This is a genomic window from Roseibium porphyridii (genome assembly GCF_026191725.2).
Classification (GTDB): Bacteria; Pseudomonadota; Alphaproteobacteria; order Rhizobiales; family Stappiaceae; genus Roseibium; species Roseibium porphyridii.
The window spans coordinates 5432414-5457352 of sequence record NZ_CP120863.1 but is presented as its reverse complement, the minus strand read 5'-3'; the positions used below and the strand labels follow the sequence as shown (position 1 = coordinate 5457352).

At 53.8% G+C, this 24939-nt stretch carries 20 protein-coding genes; 13 read left to right on the top strand and 7 right to left on the bottom strand.

Translation table 11 applies throughout. From position 1 onward, the window contains the following. The first annotated feature begins 33 nt into the window (after positions 1–33). The 3 genes from rpoN (at position 34) to ptsN (ending at position 2995) form a co-directional block, all read left to right on the top strand. Positions 34–1593 carry an RNA polymerase factor sigma-54 gene (rpoN, locus tag K1718_RS25120; RefSeq protein ID WP_265680414.1) on the top strand — a complete coding sequence of 520 codons (1560 nt, stop codon included), beginning with the start codon at positions 34–36 and terminating at the stop codon, positions 1591–1593. A 286-nt stretch (positions 1594–1879) separates the two neighbouring features. Then, positions 1880–2467, top strand: coding sequence for a ribosome hibernation-promoting factor, HPF/YfiA family (hpf, locus tag K1718_RS25115; RefSeq protein WP_152503688.1), 588 nt, complete (start codon positions 1880–1882; stop codon positions 2465–2467). A gap of 60 nt (positions 2468–2527) precedes the next feature. Beyond that, positions 2528–2995 carry a PTS IIA-like nitrogen regulatory protein PtsN gene (gene ptsN / locus K1718_RS25110; RefSeq protein ID WP_152503687.1) on the top strand — a complete coding sequence of 156 codons (468 nt, stop codon included), beginning with the start codon at positions 2528–2530 and terminating at the stop codon, positions 2993–2995. 79 nt (positions 2996–3074) lie between these two features. On the opposite strand, the gene mdoH is transcribed toward ptsN, so the two are convergent. Then, positions 3075–4880 carry a glucans biosynthesis glucosyltransferase MdoH gene (mdoH, locus tag K1718_RS25105; protein WP_265680415.1) on the bottom strand — a complete coding sequence of 602 codons (1806 nt, stop codon included), beginning with the start codon at positions 4878–4880 and terminating at the stop codon, positions 3075–3077. 89 nt (positions 4881–4969) lie between these two features. On the opposite strand from mdoH, the gene K1718_RS25100 reads away from it, so the two are divergent. The 9 genes from K1718_RS25100 to K1718_RS25060 all read left to right on the top strand — a co-directional run bounded on the left by K1718_RS25100 (position 4970) and on the right by K1718_RS25060 (position 14450). Beyond that, positions 4970–6010 carry a zinc-dependent alcohol dehydrogenase gene (locus K1718_RS25100; protein ID WP_265680416.1) on the top strand — a complete coding sequence of 347 codons (1041 nt, stop codon included), beginning with the start codon at positions 4970–4972 and terminating at the stop codon, positions 6008–6010. A 44-nt stretch (positions 6011–6054) separates the two neighbouring features. After that, positions 6055–6453: a 6-pyruvoyl trahydropterin synthase family protein gene (locus tag K1718_RS25095; RefSeq protein ID WP_265680417.1), complete on the top strand. Its 399-nt coding sequence runs from the start codon at positions 6055–6057 to the stop codon at positions 6451–6453. A 6-nt stretch (positions 6454–6459) separates the two neighbouring features. Next, on the top strand, positions 6460–7512 hold the full coding sequence (locus K1718_RS25090; RefSeq protein ID WP_265680418.1) for a glycosyltransferase family 4 protein: 1053 nt from the start codon (positions 6460–6462) through the stop codon (positions 7510–7512). Then, on the top strand, positions 7509–8291 hold the full coding sequence (locus K1718_RS25085; protein WP_265680419.1) for a class I SAM-dependent methyltransferase: 783 nt from the start codon (positions 7509–7511) through the stop codon (positions 8289–8291). The genes K1718_RS25090 and K1718_RS25085 overlap by 4 nt, the downstream gene beginning before the upstream one ends. Positions 8292–8614: 323 nt before the next feature. Then, positions 8615–10051 (top strand): UbiA family prenyltransferase, encoded by a 1437-nt coding sequence (locus tag K1718_RS25080; protein ID WP_265680420.1) that lies wholly within the window; start codon positions 8615–8617, stop codon positions 10049–10051. A 6-nt stretch (positions 10052–10057) separates the two neighbouring features. Beyond that, positions 10058–11374, top strand: a complete 1317-nt coding sequence (locus tag K1718_RS25075) for an FAD-binding oxidoreductase (RefSeq protein WP_265680421.1) — start codon at positions 10058–10060, stop codon at positions 11372–11374. 168 nt (positions 11375–11542) lie between these two features. Then, the gene (locus tag K1718_RS25070) at positions 11543–11980 is read left to right on the top strand and encodes an EamA family transporter (protein ID WP_152503681.1); all 438 of its coding nucleotides are present in this window, start codon (positions 11543–11545) and stop codon (positions 11978–11980) included. Beyond that, positions 11977–12990 (top strand): NAD-dependent epimerase/dehydratase family protein, encoded by a 1014-nt coding sequence (locus K1718_RS25065; protein ID WP_265680422.1) that lies wholly within the window; start codon positions 11977–11979, stop codon positions 12988–12990. Before K1718_RS25070 ends, K1718_RS25065 begins: the two co-directional genes overlap by 4 nt. A gap of 8 nt (positions 12991–12998) precedes the next feature. Then, a complete protein-coding gene (locus tag K1718_RS25060; RefSeq protein ID WP_152503679.1) occupies positions 12999–14450 on the top strand; it encodes an aspartate aminotransferase family protein in 1452 nt (483 codons plus the stop codon). Positions 14451–14679: 229 nt separating this feature from the next. Here the strand turns inward: K1718_RS25060 and K1718_RS25055 are convergent, their stop codons facing one another. The 4 genes from K1718_RS25055 to K1718_RS25040 form a co-directional block, all read right to left on the bottom strand. Further along, a complete protein-coding gene (locus K1718_RS25055; RefSeq protein WP_152503678.1) occupies positions 14680–15870 on the bottom strand; it encodes a hypothetical protein in 1191 nt (396 codons plus the stop codon). A gap of 196 nt (positions 15871–16066) precedes the next feature. Continuing rightward, entirely contained in the window at positions 16067–17524 is a 1458-nt protein-coding gene (locus tag K1718_RS25050; protein ID WP_265680423.1) for a lipopolysaccharide biosynthesis protein, read from the bottom strand. A 298-nt stretch (positions 17525–17822) separates the two neighbouring features. Next, positions 17823–18911 carry a GumK N-terminal domain-containing glycosyltransferase gene (locus K1718_RS25045; protein WP_265680424.1) on the bottom strand — a complete coding sequence of 363 codons (1089 nt, stop codon included), beginning with the start codon at positions 18909–18911 and terminating at the stop codon, positions 17823–17825. 39 nt (positions 18912–18950) lie between these two features. Further along, positions 18951–20063: a glycoside hydrolase family 5 protein gene (locus tag K1718_RS25040; protein ID WP_265680425.1), complete on the bottom strand. Its 1113-nt coding sequence runs from the start codon at positions 20061–20063 to the stop codon at positions 18951–18953. Positions 20064–20139: 76 nt separating this feature from the next. Here K1718_RS25040 and K1718_RS25035 point away from each other — a divergent pair, with 76 nt between their 5' ends. Then, positions 20140–21306 carry a glycosyltransferase family 4 protein gene (locus tag K1718_RS25035; RefSeq protein ID WP_265680426.1) on the top strand — a complete coding sequence of 389 codons (1167 nt, stop codon included), beginning with the start codon at positions 20140–20142 and terminating at the stop codon, positions 21304–21306. On the opposite strand, the gene K1718_RS25030 is transcribed toward K1718_RS25035, so the two are convergent. After that, positions 21282–22622 (bottom strand): UDP-phosphate alpha N-acetylglucosaminyltransferase, encoded by a 1341-nt coding sequence (locus K1718_RS25030; RefSeq protein ID WP_265680427.1) that lies wholly within the window; start codon positions 22620–22622, stop codon positions 21282–21284. The two genes, K1718_RS25035 and K1718_RS25030, sit on opposite strands and share 25 nt — an antisense overlap. Continuing rightward, positions 22600–24672 (bottom strand): GumC family protein, encoded by a 2073-nt coding sequence (locus K1718_RS25025; RefSeq protein ID WP_265680428.1) that lies wholly within the window; start codon positions 24670–24672, stop codon positions 22600–22602. Before K1718_RS25025 ends, K1718_RS25030 begins: the two co-directional genes overlap by 23 nt. Between the last annotated feature and the right edge of the window lie 267 nt (positions 24673–24939).

Genomic DNA, 24939 nt, shown 5'->3' with positions numbered 1-24939 from the left:
ACCACTTAGGTAACGCGGGCACCCTAGAAGCATATGGCCATTTCAACAAAGCTGGAGATGCGACAAAGCCAGTCGCTGATCATGACGCCGCAGCTGATGCAGGCGATCAAGCTTTTGCAGATGTCCAACCTAGATCTCGTTGCCTACGTCGAAGCCGAACTGGAACGAAACCCGCTTTTAGAAAAAGGTGAAGGCGAACCAGGCGAACAGGGGACTTCCTCCGAACCGGTTCAGGAAAACGCTTCCGACGCCAGCGCCAGCACTTCGGATGGGTTTGACGGGGCAACTGAGGAGCCAAATAGCGGCGACTGGATGCAAAGCGACCTTGAAACAGGCTCTGAAGCTATTGCCTCTCGCATGGACACTGACCTCGGCAACGTTTTTCCAGATGAACCTGGTGTTCCGGCCTCTCCGGATCCGGCTCTACTCAAAGCTGGCGACAGTTACAAAAACGTGAGCAGCGGCGGTGCTTCGGAAGACTATAACCTGGAGGCATTTGTTGCCGATGAAGCGTCTCTCGGCACAACACTCGAAGAGCAGATGAACCTTGCTCTCAGTGACGAGGCAGACAAACTCATCGCCGGTCACCTGATCAACTCCCTGGATGAAAACGGCTATCTTTATATTGACCTTGGTGAAGCCGCCGAGCAACTCGGCGTTGATATTGCGCGGATCGAGAGCGTGCTTGCCGTGCTTCAGACATTTGAGCCTGCAGGGGTGTTTGCACGGGGTCTCGCCGAGTGCCTGAAACTGCAGCTGATCGACAAGAACAGGTTCGATCCGGCCATGGAAGCGCTGATTGAGAACATTGAACTGCTCGCCAAGCGTGACCTTGCGGGCCTGAAGAAAATCTGCGGCGTAGATGACGAAGATCTCGTTGAGATGATCGCCGAGATCCGTGCGCTGGACCCCAAGCCGGGAAGCGTATTTGGTTCTTCTCTGGTTCAACCGGTCGTACCGGACGTCTTCGTCAAAAAGGCAAATGACGGCACCTGGACGGTGGAACTGAATTCCGACACCTTGCCGAAGGTCCTCGTCAACCAGACCTACTATGCACGGATCGTCAAAACTGCACGGGAAGAGACGGAAAAGGAATACCTGACGGAATCGCTGCAGACCGCCAACTGGCTGGCCAAAAGCCTCGACCAACGGGCAAAGACGATCTTGAAGGTATCGACGGAAATCGTTCGTCAACAGGACGGGTTTCTGACCTATGGCATTGAACATCTGCGCCCGCTCAACCTGAAGACCATCGCAGAAGCGATCGGAATGCATGAATCGACCGTTAGCCGTGTGACGTCCAACAAGTACATGGCGACTTCGAGAGGCATTTTTGAACTGAAGTATTTCTTCTCCTCTGCGATCTCCGCAACAGTTGGCGGCGATGCCCATTCCGCCGAATCTGTCCGTCACAGAATCAAGCAGATGATTGACGCAGAAGACCCGAAATCGATCCTTTCCGACGATACGATTGTCAAAATTCTGAAGGATGACGGCGTCGACATTGCCCGCCGGACGGTGGCCAAGTATCGCGAGGCGATGAAAATCGGCTCGTCGGTACAAAGGCGGCGCGAGAAAAATGTCAGGCTATGACGCTGGTGACGACATTTTGAAGCGTTCGTTTGATGCAATTTCCAAAATGAACCAGACGGTTTCACTGAAACAATACACTGATTTTACACAGTAGTTCGGCAACGAATGCTGGCCGAATTGTTATTAATTGACTCTTTGAGCTGCCGCAATTATAGGACCGCCCTCATGAGTTAAACAGGGGATGGCGCTTCGGCACTGACTGGTCCATTCTGTACGCTTGAAACGTTACGCGTTTCAGCATCGGCAGAGGGCCGGTGTATCAGACAATACAAAAGAAGAGGTCCCCATGGCTTTGCGGATTTCGGGTAAGCATGTTGATGTGGGCGATGCATTGCGCGAGCACATCACTGACCGAATCGAGGACGCCTTATCGAAGTATTTCACAGGCGGCTTCACAGGCCACGTCACACTCAGCAGGGAAGGTAACGGCTTCAAGTCAGAATGCAGCCTGCATCTGGACACCGGCATTGTGCTTCAGGTGTCCGCACAGGATCAGGACCCGCGGAACAGCTTTGACGCTGCTGCTGACAAGATTGAAAAACGTTTGCGGCGCTACAAGCGCAAACTGAAGGACCATCACGGCCATAATGGCAATGGCCGGGAAGCTTTTGAGGCAGCATCCTACGTTCTGGCGTCCCCGGACGAGGATGAGGAAGTGCCGGCAGACTTCAATCCACTTGTGATTGCAGAAACCTCGGCAAAAGTGAAGACAATGACTGTCGGAATGGCGGTCATGGAGCTTGATTTGACCGAAGCACCGGTTGTCCTGTTCAAAAATGCGGCAAATGGCGGTGTCAATGTTGTTTATCGCCGGTCCGATGGCAATATTGGGTGGATAGACCCGGCACTGGTAGCCAATGAGGCTGCCGAATAAAGATGCGGACGGGACCGGCTTCCAGCTGGGAGCCGGTTTCCGAAAACTGTAGGCGATAGTATGGATCTTAGTGATCTTCTGGGTAAAGACGCAGTCATTGCCGGACTGAAAGCGAAGAGCAAGAAACAGGCAATTCAAGAGTTGGCCGCAAAGGCGGCGGAACTGACTGGTCTTTCCGAACGTGAGATTTTCGATACGCTGCTGCAACGCGAGCGTTTGGGCTCTACGGGTGTCGGTCACGGCATAGCGATCCCGCATGGCAAGCTGACGCGTCTCGACAAACTGGTTGGCCTCTTCGCCAAACTGACGAAGCCGGTTGATTTCGATTCCCTGGATGACCAACCTGTCGATCTGGTTTTCCTGCTGCTCGCGCCAGAGAGCGCGGGTGCTGATCATCTGAAGGCGCTGGCACGCATCGCGCGCCAGTTGCGAGATGTCGACGTAACCCAGGGCTTGCGCGCGTCTGGCGATGCGGAAGAGATTTATGCGTTGTTGACCCAGCCGATTGCGTCATCCAACGCGGCTTGAACCATCTGACATGCGCTGAAACAAAAAAGGACCGGCAGTCAAGCCGGTCCTTTTTGTGTGTACCTTAAATGTATCTGCCTCAAGCCTCTGCTGGCTTGGCGTCTCCCTGGACAAGGCCCTGTTGGTCTGCAGGAGGGACCTGGCCTTTGGTGAGCGCCGGCAGATGCAGGTCAGCGAGTTCCGGTGGTGGAGAGCTTTCCTCCGGTATGCGCCAGAGCGTCGACCGTATTGCAAGCTTGCCCAGTGTCTTGGTTGAAGTGCCAACCGCAATGACCGATGCCAGCAACGGACCGACGGCGACCGGAATGACTGGCCAGACGAGCCCGATAGGCTGACCGGTCAGCCAGAGAAGTCCTGCACTGCCGAAAAGCGTTTGCGGCCAGAGTTTTTGAAGTGCGAGGGCCACGGGCAACCGACGGACACCGCGCGCCTGGGCGCCCCATCCGATGGTTTTTCCGAACAGCAAGCCGCCCATGAAGAGTGTATGGGCAACGGCCATCACCGGCGCGATCATCGCGGCATAAAGGATTTCAGCGCCAACGCTGAGCAGCACGCGCACCGGACCGCCAAATGCCTTGCGCAGGTCTGCGCGTGCAAGCACATCGGCGACCGTAGCCAGCTTGGGCGCAAACACCATGGTCAACACCGAGAAAAAGAGCAGTGCTCCGGTATCCGGGCGATAGGGCATATAGTCGGTCACCATGCCAAGGACAGCCGCCGCGGTCATGAAGCCGATCCAGGCCGGAGACCCGAGGAACATCAAAATGGCGAGTGCCAATTGCGCACGGCTGACAGGCTTGAGATCCGGCATGTTCAAAAGCCGGCGGTATTGCAGGTTACCCTGACACCAGCGCAGGTCGCGGCGGATAAACTCCAGAAGATGAGGAGGATTGACCTCATAGCTGCCGGTTTCGAGCGGCAGAACCCGAACTTCGTAGCCAGCGCGCCGCATCAGAACAGCTTCCACCTGGTCATGGGACAGGATCGCGCCGGAAAGTGGCCCCTTGCCGGGTAACTCAGGCAACCGGCAATGTTCCTTGAAAGGCTTTAGGCGCAAAACCGCATTGTGACCCCAGTAAGGTCCGCAATCGCCTTGCCACCAGGCGCTGCCAATAGTGTAGGAGCGCATGCCAAGCCGCATGCCGAACTGGAAAATACGTGCAAACGCACTGTCGGTCGGCAGGCCGACCACAAGGCTTTGCAGGATGCCAACATTCGGATTGGCTTCCATACGTCTGACGAGCCCGGTAATCGCTTCGACAGACATGAAACTGTCAGCATCCAGCACCAGCGCGAAGTCATGTTGGTCGCCCCACCGATCACAGAAATCTTCGATGTTGCCTGCCTTGAAGCCTTTGTTGTCGGTGCGCCGCCGGTAAACCACGTCCATCTGGCCTTCGAAGCGCTCGGACAGGCGGGCCGTCATCTGCTGCTCCTGCAACGCGATGTCGTCCATCGACGTGTCACTCAAGACGTAAAGCGTAAAGTTCTCTGCCTGGCCTGCCCGGATCAGTTGGGAGACCATGGCGCTCAGATTGACTTCAAGGCTTTCTGCGTCTTCATCGCGCACACAGGAAAGCAAAGCCGTGGAGCTATTAAGGCGTGCGTTGGGATCGCCATGGTCGATCGGGCAGACAGCCTCTACAGGGTTCTTGGAGAGCCGCATGATCGAAAGGCCGATCACCGCATTCCAGAAGCCGATGATCGTCCAGGGAAGCGTGATCATGAAACAGACGAGAATAAACAGATCGAGCGCGGAATAGCCGCCCGGTGAAAGGGTCACTGTCATCAGCGCCGCGAGGCCCACAAAGCTCACGAGAAGAAGGAAAGAGAAGACAATCCTTCGCGTCGTCATATTCGCGGCTGTTTTTTCGGAAATAGACATGTCAGAGACCTGAAACACTTATTTGAATTCCATTCACGGCAATCATCGCAATAGTGCGCATGTCAAAATGTCCTAATGTTGACAGAAGCATGGCGAATGAGAGGGGACTTTATTTCATGACGGGCGATCCGCTGGTGACCGCGGTCACACGTGCGCCAAGAGCGCTTTGGTATGCTGGTCGAGAGCAGTGTTCGCTCGAGGGAGTGACGACGGAGGCCTTGCGACCGGGTGACGTTCGTATTCAAACTCTCTTTAGCGGCGTCAGTCGCGGCACAGAAGGACTGGTCTTCCGAGGCGAGGTGCCTGGAAGCGAATGGCAGCGTATGCGCGCGCCCTTTCAGGAAGGAGAATTTCCGTTCCCCGTCAAATATGGATATGCCAATGTCGGCAGGGTTCTGGAAGGCGATCCCACGCTTGAGGGGCGTATCGTTTTTTCGCTCTTTCCACATCAAAGCGATTTCACTCTTCCATCCGGTTACTGTGCTCCCATTCCTGACGCTGTCAGCGCGGAGCGGGCGGTTCTCGCCGCCAATATGGAAACGGCACTTAACGCTATATGGGACGGAAAACCATCACCTGGGGATCACATCTGCGTGGTTGGCGCGGGAGTTGTCGGTCTTTTGACTGCATACGTTGCATCTCGTTTGCCCGGATCAGTGGTCACGATTATCGACACCAATGGCGAGCGGTCTGCCATAGCCGAAGTACTTGGATTTGAGTTTGCTTTGCCGGATGCCGCGCCGGCCAACCAGGATCTTGTGTTTCACACAAGCGCATCCGCTGCCGGCCTTGAAACGGCGTTGAAGGCCTGTGGCGATGGTGCCTCTGTTGTCGAAATGAGCTGGTATGGGGCCAAAGGCGTTCAGGCACCGTTGGGTGCCGATTTTCATTGTCGCCGGTTAAAACTCATCTCAAGCCAGGTCGGAACCATTCCGGTGGACCGGCAGGCACGCTGGTCTTACCGGCGCCGCCTGGAGACGGCGCTCCATTTGCTTCAAGATCCGGTGCTGGACGCGCTGATAAGCCATCGTATAAGGTTTGACGACCTGCCTGATAAGCTTCCCGATTTGTTGAACAAAGCGTCAGATGTGCTGGCTGCGCTCGTCGTTTATGACGGTGCAAACGACTAAATCCCTTTCGTCTCACTTACCTCCACACTTTCAGGACTATCGAAATGTTTGCAGTTGAAGTTCGCGATCACGTGATGATTGCCCATTCGTTCAAGGGAGAGCTGTTCGGCCCGGCTCAGGCGCTGCATGGCGCAACATTCGTGATCGATGCGGCGTTTCTGGCTGACAGCCTCGATGAAAACGGTGTGGTCATCGATATTGGCCGCGCGCACGATGCCTTGAAGGAAGTGCTGCAGCCTCTGAACTACAAGAACCTCGACGAAGTGCCGGAGTTTGAAGGCATCAACACCACGACAGAGTTTCTGACGAAGCACATTCACGATCACCTCGCCAAGGCAGCGCGCAACGACAAACTGGGCCGCCCGGGGTCAGAACTTGGTGCGATCCGCGTGACAATTTCAGAATCGCACGTGGCGCGTGCCTGGTACGAAGCCAAGATCTGAGCCTCGATGAAAAGTCTATGTTTCGCCTATCCGGGCGACTTGGAAACACCAACCGGTGGTTACGGTTACGACCGGCAAATCATCGCAGGTCTGAAACGTGACGGCTGGAAGGTTGATCTTTTGCCGCTCGGAGATGGATTTCCGTTTCCCGATGACCAGACATTGGCGACTGCCAGGAAGCGCCTGAATGACCTTCCTGGTGGTCGTCTGGTGGTCGTTGACGGTCTGGCCTTCGGGGTTATGCCCGACGCCGCCATCGAGCTAAAGGACCGATTGAAGCTGGTTGCGCTTGTTCATCATCCTCTTTGCCGTGAGAACGGTTTGAGCAACGCTCAGGCGCACACGCTGGAAAGCAGCGAGCGGGCAGCGCTATCCGGTGCAAGTCATGTGATTGTCACCAGCCCAGCCACCGGCGATCAGGTTTCCGATCTCTTTGAGATTCAAAAGAAGAAAATCAGCGTCGTCTTGCCTGGTACAGATTTGCCCGCACCGCGACAGAAAAATGAGCAGACACCTGTTCGCTTGCTCGCAGTTGGAACGCTGGTTTACCGAAAGGGATACGATCTGTTGCTAATGGCGCTGTCCCGCCTGAAGCAATTTGACTGGCAGTTGGATATCGTCGGTGGCCTTGAGGCGGATCCTGCCTGCGCGAATGAAATTCAGCGTCTGGCCCAGGATTTCGGTCTTGAGGAACGGCTTGTTTTTCATGGTGCCATACCCTCGGATGAGCTGAAGAATTTCTATCAGTCTGCAGATGTATTCGTTCTTGCCAGCCGCTACGAGGGGTATGGGATGGCGTATACCGAGGCGATGGCGCATGGGCTTGCCGTCATAGGAAGTGGCGGAGGCGCTGTTCGGGATACGCTTCCGCAAGGCGCCGCGCTTTATTGCCCTCCGGACGATATCACCTCCTTGCAATCGGCTTTGGAAAGTCTGATCACAGATCGGGATCTGCGCCAAAAGCTGTCTGTTGGAGCGCGCCAGGCTGCAGAAAAACTCCCGGGTTGGCACGATGCGTCCGAAAGGTTCTCGCAGATACTTCAAAGGGTGTCGGAATGAGTGGATTTTCATCGCATTGGTTGGCGTTGCGGGAGCCGCTCGATTTGGCTGCCAGAAACACCGTTGTGGAGCGGGCTTTTCTTGACGCACTGCCCACTTCCGAAGTTCGTGTTCTTGACCTTGCCAGCGGAGCCGGCTCGACCGTTGCCGCATTGAAAGACAAGTTTCAAATGCCGGTCAGCTGGCAACTGACGGATTTTGATGTGTCGTTGCTGGACGTGGCTTCGAGCCGATTTCAGGGTGACCTCAAAGTGCAGCAAGTCGATTTGCAAGCCGATCTGGAGAAACTACCCTTTGATCGGTTCGATGCGATCACCACTTCGGCATTTCTCGATTTGACCTCGAAAGCGTTCCTGGAGCGTCTGATCGACAAGGTTGTCGAGGCGGGGAAGCCGTTTCTGGCAAGCCTGACCTACGACGGGCGGACGGAGTTCTCTCCCGGTCATGGTATGGACGAAACTCTGCGCGAAGCGCTCAACCGGCATCAGCAAACCGACAAGGGGTTTGGCCCTGCACTTGGTCCTGAGGCCGCCAGGGTGGCGATTGAGCTGTTCAGGGCGCGCGATTGTCGTGTCGTTCAGGGCACTTCAGACTGGCAGGCAGGTGATGACACTCAAGATTTTCTGCTTGAGTTCCTGAGCGGATGGCAGCGGGTTGGTCGTGAGGTGGGGCTCGAAGCCGAGCAACTGGAAAGCTGGTGGCAGGACAGACAGATAAAGATTGGTGCAGCGCAGCTACATGTCATGGTCGGCCACGTGGACTTTGTGGTTCTGCCTTAAAGCCGCCGTCGCCCAAAACCAGCGTTGGGCATAGGATTTGTGTAACATGGAAGCTGGTCGCGGCACGTTGATGTGTGGCTGGTCCGGTTAATCTGCCGGTAAGCATAAAATCAACGAATTTACGGATTTGGCTGCTTTTGCGCAATCTTCGTACCACCGAAGCTTCCCGTATAAATGGCATGATAAGGAATTTGCGTTAGCGAGAACTGTAATACAGGAAGCGTTTGCACTATTCTTGAATTGCATTTGGTTCGCAGAAATCTTCGTCTAACAGAAGAGTGCCAGATGTTTGGGGTAGTGCTCAAACTGAAGGTTCCCGCGTGATGGATCAGCGCTGTGAAACGACAAACCGAGCTATCTACGTAGACTTGGATGGCACGCTCATTAAAGGCGATCTTCTTTGGGAGAGCCTTTTTCAGGCGCTTCGCAGAAAGCCTTTTGTTGTTTTCCTGATCTTCGGTTGGTTGCGCCACGGCATTGCCTTCACAAAGGCGAGGCTTGCCGAGGCTGCAGAAATTGACGTCAAAACCCTGCCATACAGATCAGATGTCGTTGAACGGTTGAAGACAGAAAAAGCGGCAGGCCGACGGCTCGTGCTGGCGACCGGGTCGAATGAAACCCTTGCTGATGCCGTTGCCGAGCATTTGGCGATCTTCGATGAAGTGCTTGCGTCCGATGAAACGACCAACCTGACGGCGCATCGTAAGCTCGATCGGATAAGGGATCGGATCGGCGACGAAGGCTTCGACTATTACGGCAACTCACATCACGATGTCTGCCTGTTTGAGGAAGCGTCTGAAGCGACGGTCGTGGCACCTGACAGGGTTGCGCACAACTGGCAACGCAAAACAGGTGCTGAACGAATTGATGCGACAGAGAGTGAAGTCAAAGCTGCGCTACAGGCAATGCGACCGCATCAATGGCTTAAAAATGCTCTGATTTTCGTGCCTGCGGTTCTGGCGCACGAGATTTTTGTCGGGTCCGTCTTTGTCAGCAGTTTGCTGGCTTTCATAGCCTTTTCACTCACGGCTTCGGCCATTTATGTGGTCAATGACCTCTTGGACCTTGAAGCGGATCGCCGTCACCGCACCAAGTGCAATCGTCCATTCGCAAGCGGCCGGTTGAGCGTTCCAAACGGCTTGCTTCTGGCAGCTGGCTCGATTGTGATTGCTTTCACTATCTCCGCTTTCCTTCCCTTGGCCTTTACCGGGATCTTGGTGCTTTACCTGTTTATTACAACGGCGTATTCGGTCGCCATAAAGCGCATGCTCCTGCTCGATGTATTTGTCCTGGCCGGTCTTTACACCGTACGTGTCCTTGCCGGTGGGGCTGCGGCAGATATCGAGTATTCGTTCTGGTTGCTCGCATTTTCTGTGTTCTTTTTCCTGTCACTTGCTCTGGTGAAACGCTTCACCGAGTTGCAGCAAGTCGGCGAAGTTGCCTCCAGGGAAGTTACCGGTCGCGGTTACCGTCATGTTGATCTGGAACCCATCTCGCAAGCAGGGATGACATCCGGCTTTGCAGCAGTGTTGGTTCTCGCGCTTTATATTCAAAGTCCAGTAATCGAAGAAGCTTATGCCATTCCGCAGCTAATCTGGCTTTTGTGCCCGCTGGTGCTCTACATCATCATGCGTATCTGGATCCTCGCACGCAGAGGCGAGATGCATGAAGATCCGATCGTCTTCATCCTGAAGGACTGGCGTAGTCAATTCATGATCGGCTGCGGTGCCGTCCTTTTCCTGATTGCTGCAGCCTGGTAAACCCACATGGCTAAAGAAATGCGGCGGATTGCCAGTTGGGGCGGATTGTCCGTCAAAAACCCGCGTCTTCTCGCACCTGATCAGTATCTGACCAGTGAGGTCAAATCGGATGGCGCTTTGCCCTTTGGCAATGGCAGAAGCTATGGCGATAGCTGTTTGAATGCAGCCGGGAGCGCGATCACGTCACAATCCGCAAATCGAATCCTGTCTTTTGACAGGTCTTCGGGTCTGTTGGAGGCGGACGCTGGCATCCTTTTGAGCGATATCATCGCAGCCGTAGCACCGCATGGCTGGTTTCCTGTGGTGGTTCCCGGCACCCAGTTCGTGACGCTTGGCGGCGCCATTGCCAATGACATTCATGGCAAGAACCACCACAGGCGTGGGACATTCGGCTGTCACGTCGTGGAACTGCTGCTCGAAAGATCGGACCAGGGTTCCGTGCTGTTGAAGTCAGATGAGGAGAGTGGTCTTTTCGATGCAACGATCGGGGGCATGGGCCTCACGGGCCTGATCCGCAAGGCGACCATTCAGTTGATGAAAATTGGGTCCTCTTCGATCAACCAGGTGACGACCCGGTTTGACAATCTGGAAGCTTACTTCGGGTTGGCCGATGAGGCAGATGCGCGGCACGAATATGCGGTCGCCTGGATCGATTCTCTGGTCAAAGGGAAGCACTTTGGTCGAGGGCACTTGATTGCCGGCGACCATGCGGCTAACGGCGAGCATCCGCAACGCAAATCGGCGCCGCGTTTGAATATCCCATTAACTCCGCCGATCTCACCCCTTCAAGGGCCATTCCTGAAGCTCTTCAACGAAAGCTACTTCAGAAGCGCTCCTGTTGGCCGATCCGAGCAACTGGTCGCCTTTGACAAGTTCTTTTTTCCGTTGGACCGCATTGGACGATGGAACCGGCTTTATGGGCCAAGGGGCCTGCATCAGCACCAGAGCGTAATCCCGCCCGAAAATGCATTTGAGGTCATAAAATCTCTCCTCGAGTGCACCCAAAGAAATCATCATGGATCCTTTCTGACAGTCCTGAAACGCTTTGGTTCACTGCCAAGCCCGGGGATCTTGAGCTTTCCGCGTCCGGGTTTCACGCTGACGCTTGATTTTCCGGACAAGGGTGGTGTGACACACCGGTTGCTGGAGCAACTCGATGACATCACCATTCAGGCTGGGGGGGCGGTGAACCCTTACAAGGATCGGAGAATGTCGAGTGCGACTTTCAGGGCCTCCTTTCCCAATTGGCAAGAGATCGAGGAACTGAGGGATCCGGCGCTTATGTCGGACTTCTGGCGCAGAACCGTCCTGGATGGCAGGTAACATGGTGAATCAAACAATAATAACATGAAGAAAATTTAAGTATTAGAGTCACTCATTATTATTCATACAGTGATATCAAAGTTAAATAGCGCCAGAATTAAGATAATTTAATCAAATTAGATCGATAGTTGCGTTGGTAGAATTTACAGTGAGTGGAGACGATGGGGTATGGCTAAGTTCCTCCCTTTTATTTTATTTACCGTACTGACGAATGCAGCTGCACAAATAATGTTAAAGTACGGGATGACCAGACTGGGCGATTTCAGCGGGTTGTCCAGTAATCTGATTATCAAACTACTTCAGGTCGTGTTCTCGCCATTCGTCTTTTTGGGTCTTTGCACCTTTGTGATCTCAATGGCATCACATCTATATGTCCTGTCGAAGGTAGAGCTGTCTTACGCCTATCCGTTTTTGTCACTCGCTTATGTGGTTGTGGCTGTCTACGCCTATTTCATTTTCCAGGAAGACCTGAACGCAATGCGCGTCATCGGGATCGCCTTTATCTGCGTTGGCACGATCTTCATCGCGCAGGGTGGATCCAACCACGATCAGAACCACGCAAAATCCCAGGTTGAAACTGCGGCCCTGAAGGAGACTTCGAAGTGAAACATATTCTTTTCGGCGGCGACGGTTTCGTCGGTCGCCAGCTTGCAAAAAAGCTCCTGGAAGACGGGGAAGAGGTCATTGTTGCCGATATCGTCAATGACAATCAGTCTGTCTATCTGAAGGCAACTTTTCTTACCTGCGATGTGACCGATCCGGCCTCTATCGCCGCGGTTCCGATAGCTGCGGAAGACATGGTTTACAATCTGTCAGCCAAGATGCTTTCACCGATCCAGGTGCGCGCAAAACGCCACGACTTTTTCTATCCGGTCAATTACGACGGAACCAAAAACATCATCGAAGCGATGGACCGTGCTGGCGCCAAGAAATTGGTGCACTACACGACCGACATGGTCTATGGCCACACCGTCACCTATCCAATGACCGAAGATCATCCTGTTGCACCTCTCGGTGAGTATGGTCAATCCAAGTTGGATACGGAGTTTCTTGCAGCCGACTGGCGCGAGCGTGGTATGGATATCACTCTGTTTCGACCTAGACTGATCATCGGTCCGGGCCGTCTTGGCATCCTGACCAAGCTCTTCAAGCTCGTCGACATGAACCTTCCGGTGCCCATGATCGGGTCCGGCAAGAACCCTTATCAGTTCATTTCAGTGTTCGACTGTGCAGATGCCGCTTACCGCGCCTGGAAAGCAGGTGTCCCGAACGAAGCCTATAATCTGGGCTCCATCAATCCGCCTCCGGTCAAGAAGCTACTTGGCGACCTCGTGAAGCATGCGGGATCCAAATCCATATTGCTGCCGACCTGGGGATTTGCGGTCAAGCGCACCCTGGATTTCCTTGACGCCATCAACATGCCCCTGATGGATCCGGAACAGTATCTCATTGCTGACGAGATGTGCGTTCTCGATGTTTCAAAAGGCGAACGTGACCTTGGCTGGGTTCCAGCCTATCGCGACGAAGACATGCTGATCGCCGCATATGACGAATACCGATCACAGAAAACGGCCGGAAACGGTGCCAATCACGGCAGCGTTCAGCCTGCAGAATAGGACTATCCATGTTAGCTAATGTTGCGACAAAGCAGGACATGCCTGAGGCAGAACCGATGCAAAGCACCAAACCGGACCTGATGACGGTTGAAGAGGCGAAGGCTCTCGACACCAAGTCAATGGCTGAGCTGTTCAAAGACCATATCAATCCCGGACAGTTTCATTTCATGAAGTTGCTCGGCTTCCACAAGGTCAAGATCGAGACCGCCGAAGGGATGTATTACACCGACCAGAACGGTAGAAAGATCCTGGACTTTTTCGGTGGGTTCGGCTCGCTTGCCCATGGGCACAATCATCCGCGTGTGATCGCCGCGCGCAAGCAGTTTCAGGACGAAAACAGGCACGAGATCGCCATTGCGTTTCTCTCTCAGTATGCAACAGCTCTTGCCAAGAACCTGGCAGCCTGTTCGCCGGGCGACCTTGACATGGTTTTCCTCGGTTCGACCGGTTCAGAAGCCATGGAAGCTGCCGTCAAGGTGGCCGAGCGGGCCTCGGGCAGGAAAAACTGCAAGATTGTGTACGCTGAGAACTCGTTTCACGGAAAGACGAAGGGCGTTCTGTCGCTGACGGATTCTGAACTCTATCAAGGCGACTTCCAGTTGGTCGGCAACCGGGTGAAGGTTCCGTTTGGTGATCTGCAGGCCCTGAGCAATGCCATTAAGTCTGATCCAGACATCGGCGTCGTTGTTTTGGAAACCGTCCAGGGCGGCGGTGGCATTATCTCGGCACCTGAAGCCTATTGGAGAGGCGTCAGAGACTTGTGCGATGAGCACAATGTGCTTTGGGTGGCCGACGAAGTTCAATGCGGTTACGGCCGGACGGGAAAATTCTACGCTTTCGAACACTATGGCGTTGTTCCGGACGTCACGGCGCTGGCAAAATCGCTCGGTGCGGGCAAGGCTGCTGTTGGTGCAATGATTGCCAAGCGCGATGTTTACATGAAAGCCTACGGCTCTCCCAAAACAGCGATGATCCACGCGCAGGCGACATTTGGCGGCATTGGCGAGGCAAGCGTCACAGCCATGGAAGGTCTGAATGTTCTTTACGATGAGGATCTGATTGAAAACTCCGCACAGGTCGGCGCTCATCTGATCTCGCGCCTGAAGCAGATCCAGGAAAAGTACCCGAAGATCATCAAGGATGTCCGTGGACAAGGATTGATGGTCGGACTGGAATTTCAGGATTTCTCAAAGACGATGCCTATGGTTTTGCGTCCGGTTCTCGCCATGCTTGATGAAAAGCTGAAAGGTTCGCTCTCTGGCTTCATTGGAGCTCAGCTTCTGCGCGATTACGACATTCTGGTGGCCTTCACCGAGTACAATCGCAATGTCATTCGCCTCGAGCCACCACTCGTCTGCACCATGGACAACGTTGATACGTTCTGTGATGCGCTGGACGACCTCTTGTCGAAAGGCATTGTCAGCATCGTGAACGGCTTTATCAAATCGCAGGCCGGTTAGTTTTGAGCAAATTGAGTGCGATCTGGCAGTCAATGTCAGTGCGCTTCAAATATGAAAACCCGCTTCATTCGAAGCGGGTTTTTTGTCTTTCAGGTCGTGTCTCTGCTTGCCATGGCTTGGCAGTTCGGACAGTCACGATAACCAGCCTCCCGTCTGCAAGGCTTCCAAGTGGACAATGGCTTGGCATTCAGGCATCTGCCCGAGTGAGCAGTTTGAAAGCAATATCGGCCTATGAAACCCGTTTGGTTCCGGACTGCGCGACAGAAAATTCCGGCTTCCAGATTTCCATCAGGACCAGCAACAGGGGCAACATGTAGGGCAGATAAACGCGATCATCCGGGAGCGGAAAGGTGACGAATTTTCCGCCAATACAAAGTGTTAAGGCGATAACCGCCATCCATTGACCGCGTGAGATCTCGAAACCGTTGCGGATAAACAGCGCAAATCCGAGCAGAAAGACTGCCAGTAACATCAGCCAATCATAGGCCTGTACCGTGCGCGCAAGGTTGATCAGCAGCGCTTTGATGAAAAGGACGGCGTCAAAGGCTGGGTTGAACCCGCGCATGTCGTCCTGGTATTCAATGTTTGAGAAATAGAAATGAGGCCACCAGCCCGGATGCTCCGCAGAGCCCGTCACAGGGAAATAAAGACACACGCAGGCAATAAAGAGGGCCAGATAGGCCAGCCGATATTTACTCACCGCGAGCGCTGCCAGGAGCAATGCGAAGAACAATAGAATACCATCCGGCCGGACCAGAAAGGCAAGGATGAGAAACGGTGCTGCAAAGAATGGCTTTTCCCTGCAGACAAAATAGATCGCTGGCAGGGTAAATACCGCCATCATCAGGTCAGGTGTCGCTTCTCTGGCAGAAAAGACATAGCCGATCAGTATCGAGACGGGTCCGATGATCAGAAGGCCTTGAACGAAGTTTCGCCGAAAACTCCAGGCAATGACAAAGACACCGACCAACGCTGCTGAAATCGTAGAAATCAGCGTTGTGGCATGCACGCGGCCAGCGACGTCTCCAAGATGCTTGATTGCTTCGACATAGGCCAGTTTCACCCGGTACATGGGGAACAGCGACACAAAGTGGTCAGGGTTCTCATATTGGCCAACCCTATAGGGAATAGATGCAGTCACTTTATAGAATTGAAGCTCCGAAGCGGCTTCCTGAACTTCACCGTAAGCGGTCGCGTGAATTTCTTCCGCCGTTTCAAGCCTGTCTTCCACCGCGATCCCGACATAGGCCAGGATGTCCCAATTGTAGACCGGATTGAAATAGGCGAGCGCCAGGGTTCCAAGAATGATGACCGAGTAGAAGCCGACGGAGAGTGTATTCAAAACACGCTTTGAAAGCAGGGTTCCGATCGATTGCAAAATGGGTCCAAAGCGTTCGCCGAATACGGTTCCGATAGACATTGCTTCAATAGTTCCGATTTGCATTGTTTTCAGATCGTCGCAAAGACTTGTGCTCGATGTTCTTAAGCAAAACGCAAATGCGCCGATCAGTTGATCTCGCACTGATGCGAAAACCAATAGAGTTGGCTTCAATTTAGAAATCTCAGGCTAATAACGCATTAATAGAAGTTGCAAAGAGCAGGAACCACGAGCCAGGTCAGTCAGCTTTTGACGATCTCATGCGAGTTTTCAACCCATCGAACAGCGGTCGGATTTCCTTCCAGGTGACCGCCCTTAGAAGAAACAGTGCCAGGAAATAAACTGGTGCGGCAGCGCTGACGGCGATCAGAAGACCGATCAGTCCGGAGACGATGGTAAGCATGTAGGCTGCTGTTGCCCCGCAAATAGCCGCCGCCAAGGTCGATTTCATCAGGGCAAGCACGGGCAGACGGAGCTGAAGGACGCGATGGCAATAGATACTCAGCATCAGTAACAGAAGAATGCTGGCACCGCCGCGAATCCAGGCGGCTCCCAACTGACCGTAAGACGGTACGGTGATCAGCAGCGACACAGTGGTTGCGCCACACCAAACCAGCATCATGCGAAGCTCGTCAGTGCTCCGGTTTTTGGCGAGGATCGCGCGTGAAATGACAGATGCAAGTGCCTGTGCGATTGCAAATGCAAGCAATATGACCGCTGGCCAGACCGCGGGGGCGAAGTCTTCCCCGAAGACGACCGGAATGAGCTCGCTCGCGATGGAGGCACCGCCAATGGCGATGGGAGCGATGACAATTCCAAGCCATCTAATCGTTTCCTGAAAGGCACTGGCGAAGGCAGTGTCGTCGGCGTTGTCGTGCATTGCTCCGAATTGGGGAACCACGAAGGCGAGAATGAACACGGCCAATTGCGCAATCATGCCAGACATTGTCAGGCCGATGGAATAGTAACCCACTTGGGCGATAGAGAAAAAGAAACCAATAAGTGCAAGCTCGATCCGGGCTCCGAAAAGGGCAAAGACGCTGCCCGATATCCAGTTGTTGCGCGCGTAGATTTTGACATCAGCCGGGATCTCGCGGACACGCTCGGCTGTTTGACCAAGGTAGCGCCTGAGATCGAGAGCCTGCGGCAGGTGCCGTGTGGCATGTCCGAGAATTGCGCCGACGGGGCCGAAAAGCAAAGCACCGCCCAGCACCGAGAAAAACTGCAAGACACAGCCCGTCAACGTCATCTTCGCAGCGCGATCGAACTGACCAAGACCCTGTGCTGCGCCGATGGAAATTGTCGAATAGGCGTAACTTAAAAAGAGAACGATTGTGGCAAGCCAGACGGATGATCCGCGTGCGTCATTCCCACTGGCAAGCCAAAGTGCATAGGTTCCTATTCCGACTGCCATGATCGCCGTTGTGACAACAAAACGGGACAGCAAAGTCTGCAATAGGGCGCTGTGAAGATGATCGCCGGATACGTCACGCGCAATGAAGCGCAATGTTGCTTGCGGCATGCCATAATCCGAGACAACGGTGGCAACGGTCATGAACCAAAGGGCGTAAGCCACGATGCCAGTGCCTTCGACGCCAAGCGTGCGGGCCACAATGATGCTGCAGATGAACCCCATGAACATGGAGAGAACGCCAGCTGTGGTGTTCACCACCGAATTTCGAAGCATGGACGCCATCAGGCCATACTCTTCGCAGTCGAAATTACAGTCATCTGAATCCGGGCCAGACTTGTTCTTGGGCCCAGGGGCCTCTGCATCAAGGATCGGAGACGAATGCCCTCCGACTTGTAACGTGGTGTGCTTATTTGGGTCTTGTTTATGCGTATTCGTTTAAGATTTCGTATGGCCGTTTTTCTTGAATGTCGCCGATGAGTGTGCGGGAGATTTCGCAAAAACAGGACGGAACAGTGCTGCTTTTCGGTAGAACAGGCTGTGTTCGAACAAGCTGTAAAACACACGTTGAGCAACAGGTCGGTCAAAAGTCCCTGTATCTGATTGCCACATCTTTCCAATCGAGAACCTCGGTATTGCCTTCCGTGTAAGGCCTGCCAAGAGCGTTTTCGATTGCGAAGGTCACGGAGGCCGTGTCGCCGGGTCTATAGCCATAGCGATTTGGTTTTTCGCCAGCCGCAAAATCCGGGCAAATGGCATTGAGTTTCAGATAGTCGTACTGCATGAGCTTCATGCTGCTATCGACCAGGTAGTCTGCATGCTCCATGTCGTGATAGGGCGCGACGCCAGCATCGGCATATTTCAGATAGGGAAGCGTTTCCGTAAACTCCATCCGACCATACTCGGTGATGTTTTCTGCACCGTTTTCAAGTTTGGGCGTACCGATCAGATGAAAGTGAATGTCCGGAAAGTTTTCGGATGCGACTTCGAAAAACGTCGGATCGAAAAGCATTGATCCGACTGTGACGATGTTTTTGCCTCCTGAATAGGGACTCGGGCCAATTGTATCGAAATCTGATTTTGAAATGCCATGTGTCACGAAGTGAACTGGACAGCCAAAATCCTGGAAGTGCTTGGCCATGGCCCGGGCGACGACAACTATGTGGCTGATGGCGGATCGGTCGCGGTAGAGCTGCTCTTCAATAAAGGGATGAGCGTTCACGGTTTCCAGAAGATCGGATGCCACGTAAATGAGCTTTGCATTTGGCGCGCAGCGCCTGATCCGCCCGACCAACGCCGCCGCTATTCCCGATTCCACGATGATAATGTCGGCTGTCCCACACGCCCGGTCCATTTCGGAGCAAGACGAGTTGATCCACCATTTGAAAAGACTGTTGGTCAGGAAAGCGAGGCTGCCGAGCCCTCGGTTGAACGGATGTATCGGAGAGCGCCACAAGAAACACTCTATACCGTTCCTGGTTTGCCATCTGTTGGAATCGCTTGAGAGCGCTTTGCGGTGATCATGAGACAACAAGGATAGTGGGCTGAAACCGACGGACACGAATTTTACCGAGCTGCCCAAAGCGTGATAAGCGTCCGCAAGGAAGTGCAGGCTGGCTCGCCACTCGGTTCGATAATCGTGTCGGGAAACGATGAGGATCTTATCTGCCATAAACCTCTTCCGTATTCAGCCTCAGTCGCTGCTCAGGTTTCACCCGCATTGCTGGTCCAGATCCTGAAAATATGGTTTGAGGACTTCAATCTGGGGTTTGTCGATCCCGTTGTCCGGTTGCAGGGACAGGGGATAATCTCCCCACCAGTCACCGGCTGCCCAGGCTGTCCAGCCAATCCAGATGTCGCTCTGACTGGTCAGGTAGTCGCCAAAATCGTCCAGTCCTTCCAGGCAATCGGGTGAACTGGTCCCACCGAATTCACCCAGGAAACCTTTGTACCCATATTGCCGCATCCAACCCGTTACGCCTTCAAGCGCCAGAATTGCGTCTTTGACCCTTGGACAGGTGGGATTGGTACCGGAAAAATTGTCGTCCATATATTGGTGAAATTCGAAGGCGAAATTGTCGGCGCTGTCTGAAATGTGCTGGAACAGTTCGGCATTGGAGCCACCTTCCTGATCATCGAACCAGTGCGAAGCGCCGCTCCAGACATTACCCGGTACAAGAACAAGATTGTTCGCACCAGTCGCTCGAACGGCATCGAGACCCGCCTGCGCCGCTTCGAACCACACCGCAGATTCAATGTCCGTTGGTTCGTTCATCAATCCGTAAACGACCAGCGGGTTTCCGGAAAAGATGCGTGCCAGTTGCGACCAGAAATTTGCGAAGTCGGCCGCTGTCAGTTTGCCTTTGCCCAGGCGATCGTTCTCGTACTCGGCGTAATTGTGCGGATCGAGAACAACTGTGAGTCCGCGTCCGTTTGCCCGCCGGACCACATCAACCAGGCGCGTAAGCTCCGCGCTGTCAAACGGACCGTTCAACTGGGGTTGCAGTCTTTCCCATTTTAAGGGAAGCCGAATGGCAGTCATCTGCCGAGATGCAGCCCAGTCCAGAGTTTCGTCAGAGGGATAAATGTAGCTTTGCCCGTACTCGCCCTGCGATCCGCCAAACTCACCTCCCGCAAGGTTGACACCACGAAGGCATCTTTGTGCGGAAGCCGGATGCGAAATAGCCGCGACGAGCAGGGTAGTAGCAAGAGCGCCGGCAACGAAACGTCCCGGAAGCGGGATGCGTTTTGATGAGGTCAGTTTTGGGCGGTGATATTTCATAAAGGCTATGGACGGGTAAGCGCTGTTTGGCGATATGATCATAAAGATCTTGTTGAAGGACGGATGTTACCTTGCGCGGAAAGTGCTTGAGCACAAATGTTTTCGCCGGAAAAGATATATGAAACATGAACCCGACACAGACGAGATACTAAACGGCGTTGCTGATTTCTCCGATGTGCGTGTTGTTCACGTGGTTCGGCAATATGCTCCCAATATAGGTGGCCTTGAAGACGTTGTCCGGAACCTGGCGGCCAAGCAAAATGGGCGGTTTGCCGGTCTCAAGGTTGTCACGCTGGACAGATTGTTCACGGACTTAAGCGCCAGACTTCCGGAACGGGAGAGCATTGACGGCATCGAGGTGTGTCGCATTCCGTTTCGCGGAAGCACGAGATACCCTCTTGCTCCGTCGGTCCTGGGTGAAATCAAGAACGCTGATCTGGTGCACGTTCATGCCGTGGATTTTTTTTACGATGCGCTTGCTCTGAGCAGGTTCTGGCACCGGAAAACCCTGGTTGCGACGACGCATGGCGGCTTTTTTCACACAGCCCGGTTTGCGCGTTTGAAGCAGGTCTGGTTCAATTCGCTGACACGATTGTCCTCATCCCAGTATTCGGGCATTGCCTGTTGCAGCCAAAGCGACTTCGATCTGTTTCGAAAGATCGCACCAAGGCGCACCGAACTGATCGAAAACGGAGTTGATCTTGAAAAGTTCGGCGAAGCGGCTTCGGTTGAACCCCGGAAAACACTCTTGACGCTCGGACGGTTTTCCACGAACAAGCGCTTGAACTTGTTGCTGGATCTTATGAAATCCCTGTCGACTTCTGAAGACAACTGGACCCTGCATGTGGCGGGTGTTGAATCCGATCTCACAAAGAATGACATTCTGTCACGAGCACAGTCTCTCGGGCTGGGCAGCCGGGTTTATGTCCATGTTGGTCTCAGCAACCAACAGCTGCGTGACCTGATCGGTCAATGCAGCCTGTTCGTCAGCGCTTCAGATTATGAGGGATTTGGCCTGGTGTTGATTGAAGCCTTGAGTGCGGGTCTCATTCCCGTTGTTCATGCAAATCAGGCCTTTCAATCGCTTTCCGACAGCAACCCACTCATCCGGCTATGTGACTTTGAAGACGCGAAGAAGACGGCAAGTGCTGTAGACTCGGCCTTACAGGACCTTCTTTCCGATCAGAGTTTGCGCGAGCGTGCGGTTCAATCCGTTCAACGGTATGGCTGGTCACACACGGCGAAAAAATATGACGACCTTTATACTCGTGCTCTGAGGCTCTGACGGTTTTGCTCCCGCGTGCTCCAAAAGCTTCGGGTCTCGTGGTTCGATGGACGGGGTTTTGCGGTGACATCTTGTCGTCGCGTGATGGTTGTTGACGACTTCATGATGTCTGCCGCTCCTGCAGCGACCCAGAAAAGGGCTGCCAGCTTGATCGAATAAAACGAGTTGGAAACGGTCATGAGCAAGGAAATATAGACAACGGCCAAGGCCTTGAAGTGAAGCGCTTGCGGGCTGTTGGAAGGCGCAAAGACAAAGAGCGTCCAGAGGGCCAGCAAACCGATAATCCCGCACTTGACGATGGAATAGGCAAAACCGTTGTCGGCAAGAAAGGGAACATCCGGCTGCAAACCGAACAATGCATCCAGAGTGATCAGCTGCTGCAGGTGACTGGCATGGATGAGCCGTCCAATGAAGTTGTCAGCCCAGGGCAAGTCGGGAAAGAGACCACCGAAAACAGCCAGCGCAAATACGATCAACGGCGGCAGGCACCACCAAAGAAATCTTGGGACGAGATAGGCAGCGCCTGCTGCAACGAACAGGAAGAAACACACGAACATTCCGAACCGGGCGTCCGCGAGGACAATGACGACAAAGGCCAGTACCAGGAGCAGAATACGGTGATGCATGCCTTTTCGAAAGAGCGCCCAAAGGCATAGAAATGCTCCGAAATTGCCCATCGTAACGGGTTCCAGGAAGACCGAAGAAGCTCTGATCTGACCGAGAAAGTCAAAGAAGTTCCGTCCTCCGACGCGGGTGCTCGAGACAAACAAATTCGAACCTTCGATAAAGTTGTCATCGATTTCCAAGGTGCCACGCGCAACGTAATATCCAAAGATATCAACGACCTGCGTGTACAGATCCAGGAAAAGGAATTCGAAGAATCCGATTGCCAGAACAATGAAGGTACAGGTCCAAACCAGCCTGTCAGCGTCTTCTATCCGTTGGAATTTGCGTCCAATGAAATAGAAGATAATCGGGATGAGAAAGTCGCGAATGGCTTTCAGATCAAGTTCCGGACGCAAGGCAAGAATGAAGGCCATGTAACTCAGGTAAAGCGCCAGAATGACATAGAGCGCAGGATTGCGGCTCATGGCGAGCAGCAGCGCGCAGCCAATCAAGGCTAGCTCGGTCAAGATGACGTGGCTTTCAGAGATTCCGATCAAGTTTGTGTTGAAAACCGCCAGCAGGAAGTTGAAGGTCAGGGTCGCGATAACAACTGCGCTGACAGCTTTCAGCCAGAGTTGGTAGCGACGCTCTTCAATGTCCTGCAGTGTTCCGGCAAAAGCCGGCCGGTCAGACAGCTGAGAGTACAACATTGCCGATGATCCGGTCTTGCCAGGGCTCCAGATAGGCCGTTGTGCGCTCAAAGTCACTGGATCTGGTTTCGCCAAGCGCTGTGATCAGTATGATACCATCACAATGGCGCAAAAGGACAGGCAGCAGGGGGCTGGCATCAATGTTACCGGCGTCGATCAGCAGAAAGTCGTCATAGCTGGAAGCAAGATCTGCGTTGGCTGCGTATTTTCGTCTTGTATCGATTTGCTCGACACGCAAATAACTCGATAAGCCTTTCCTCTGCGACACCGAACCGAGGTCGCTATCGTTGGCCGCGATTGCAAGGCCCTGATCGGAAAGGTTCATGGCCAACTTATTGAGGGTATTTACTCTTGGGTTGGCCGAGGCCTCGGTACTGTCTGACGATTGATCTGCACGGCGTTTTCCGACGGTATGAGCAAAGAGCACCTCTTCACCCATGTCATGCAATTCAACAGCGACATTCCGGATGAAGCGAGATGTGTTGCCCGTGTTCCCGATAGACAGAACGAGCACGTTGGCTGGCTTTTCGTCTGCAAATGCCTGCCGGAGAGCATAGGCCACCCGGGTGCGTGCAATTCCGTTCTGCTTTTGAATTGACGACCCGGGTTTTCCCAACCATCCGGTCAGTGCGGACCCGCTTCCGCGGTCATTGGCCGGCGCGGAGATATTGGCCAGGATCGGAGCGCCTGTTCCGGTCACGACAGCGCGTTCGCTGGTCAGGTTACCGCGCAGAAGGGCCAGGCCGATCACACCGGCAGCCGCAAATACAAACCCGAACAGGCTACCCGCACCAAGGGCAACGATCTTGTTGGGTCCGGTTGGTGAGGATGGCACCGGAGCTTCTGAAAGTATCCTGGAGCTGTTGGCGTCCAGTTCCGGAAGTTCTTCCAGTTCTCTTGAGCGCTTCAGGAATGCCTCATAGATACTGCGGCTGGCATCAGCCTCGCTTTGCAGCTGGCGCAATTCAATAAGTGCTTTGCCCTGCAGTGTGTTCTGCGACTGCAAGTTCTTGGATTGCTGCTCCAGGCCGCTCAAGGTGAGGCGTGCTTGCTCGAACTGGCCTTTGACAGTTTGCTTGATACGTTGAAGTTCGGACTGGATCTGACGTCCGGTATTGTTCATTTGCGATCGTAATTCGCGCAAGGTCGGGTGATTGGCGCCAAGCGTTGTTGCAGCCTCAGCTTCCTGCTGGGCAATACGCGAATACTGGACCCTCAACGAATTCAGAACCGAACTGATCGCATCTTGGGGAACGACGCCCGCTTCGACGTCCGCCAGAGTTAGAGATGCCATCTGATCATTGATGACCTTGGCCCTTTCCATCGCAACCCGGGCTTCTGTGATCTGGTTGTTGAGAGCGTCGAGCTGCTGGTCGACAACCGACCCGCCGGCGGTGCTGATCAGGCCTTGCCGTGCCTTGTAGGCTTCCACGGCGGCCTCGGCTGTTTCGACGCGGCCACGCAACTGTTCTGCCTGTTCACTCAGGCTTTCGCTTGCTCGTGCTAGCGACTGGGTGCGGTTCGTTCTGGATTGCTCGATATAAGCGTTTGCGGTCTCGTTCGCGATTGCCGCCGCAAGTTGCGCATCCGTGTGCTTGACCACGATAACGAACACCAGTGATCTTTCGATCCGGTAGACGTTGAGCGCTTCGCGAAGGGCTTCAAGCGTCGCCTCTCTTGATTCCGCAGATGACCGGTTGGAGCTGAAGCCGCCGAGAATTTTTTGTCTCAGCCCCGGTTGCTGGAATTGGGGCGAATCGTCCAGTCCAAGAGAGTTGGCGACTTGGTTCAGAACGGCTGCAGACAATATGATGTGCGTTTGGCTGTCCAGATCCATGCTCTGGAGGGATTGGTTGCTGGCCGTCCCCACCGGATTGTTGGATATGATCTGCGCTCCTTCCGGCTGCACAAGAAGTTCGGCTCTCGTCTCGTAGACGGGGGTCTTCAAGGCAACAAAGACAAACGCTATTCCGGCAAAAAGGACTGGAAACAGAAGCAGCCAGAAGATATTGCGTTTCAGAAGTGCAGGTATGTCCGTGATATCGATCATGATGTTGTCTGCACTGTTGCGTCAGGAGCAATTTCGGGTCTTGTCGTGTTTCCGGCCAGTCAAAGATGCGTGAGCATGCTTCAACCATCTTTGGTCAGGAAATTCGTAAACAAACATGATTAACGCATCGCAAATATTCGGCAGGCGTCTGCCGGTGTGCGATCTCGGAACATGGTATATGTTCGGTTACTTCTGCCTAATAAAACATGACGGCCCTAAGAATAGGCCATTAATCCTAAAAGCAAATAGGGAGAGGAATTAAATAAA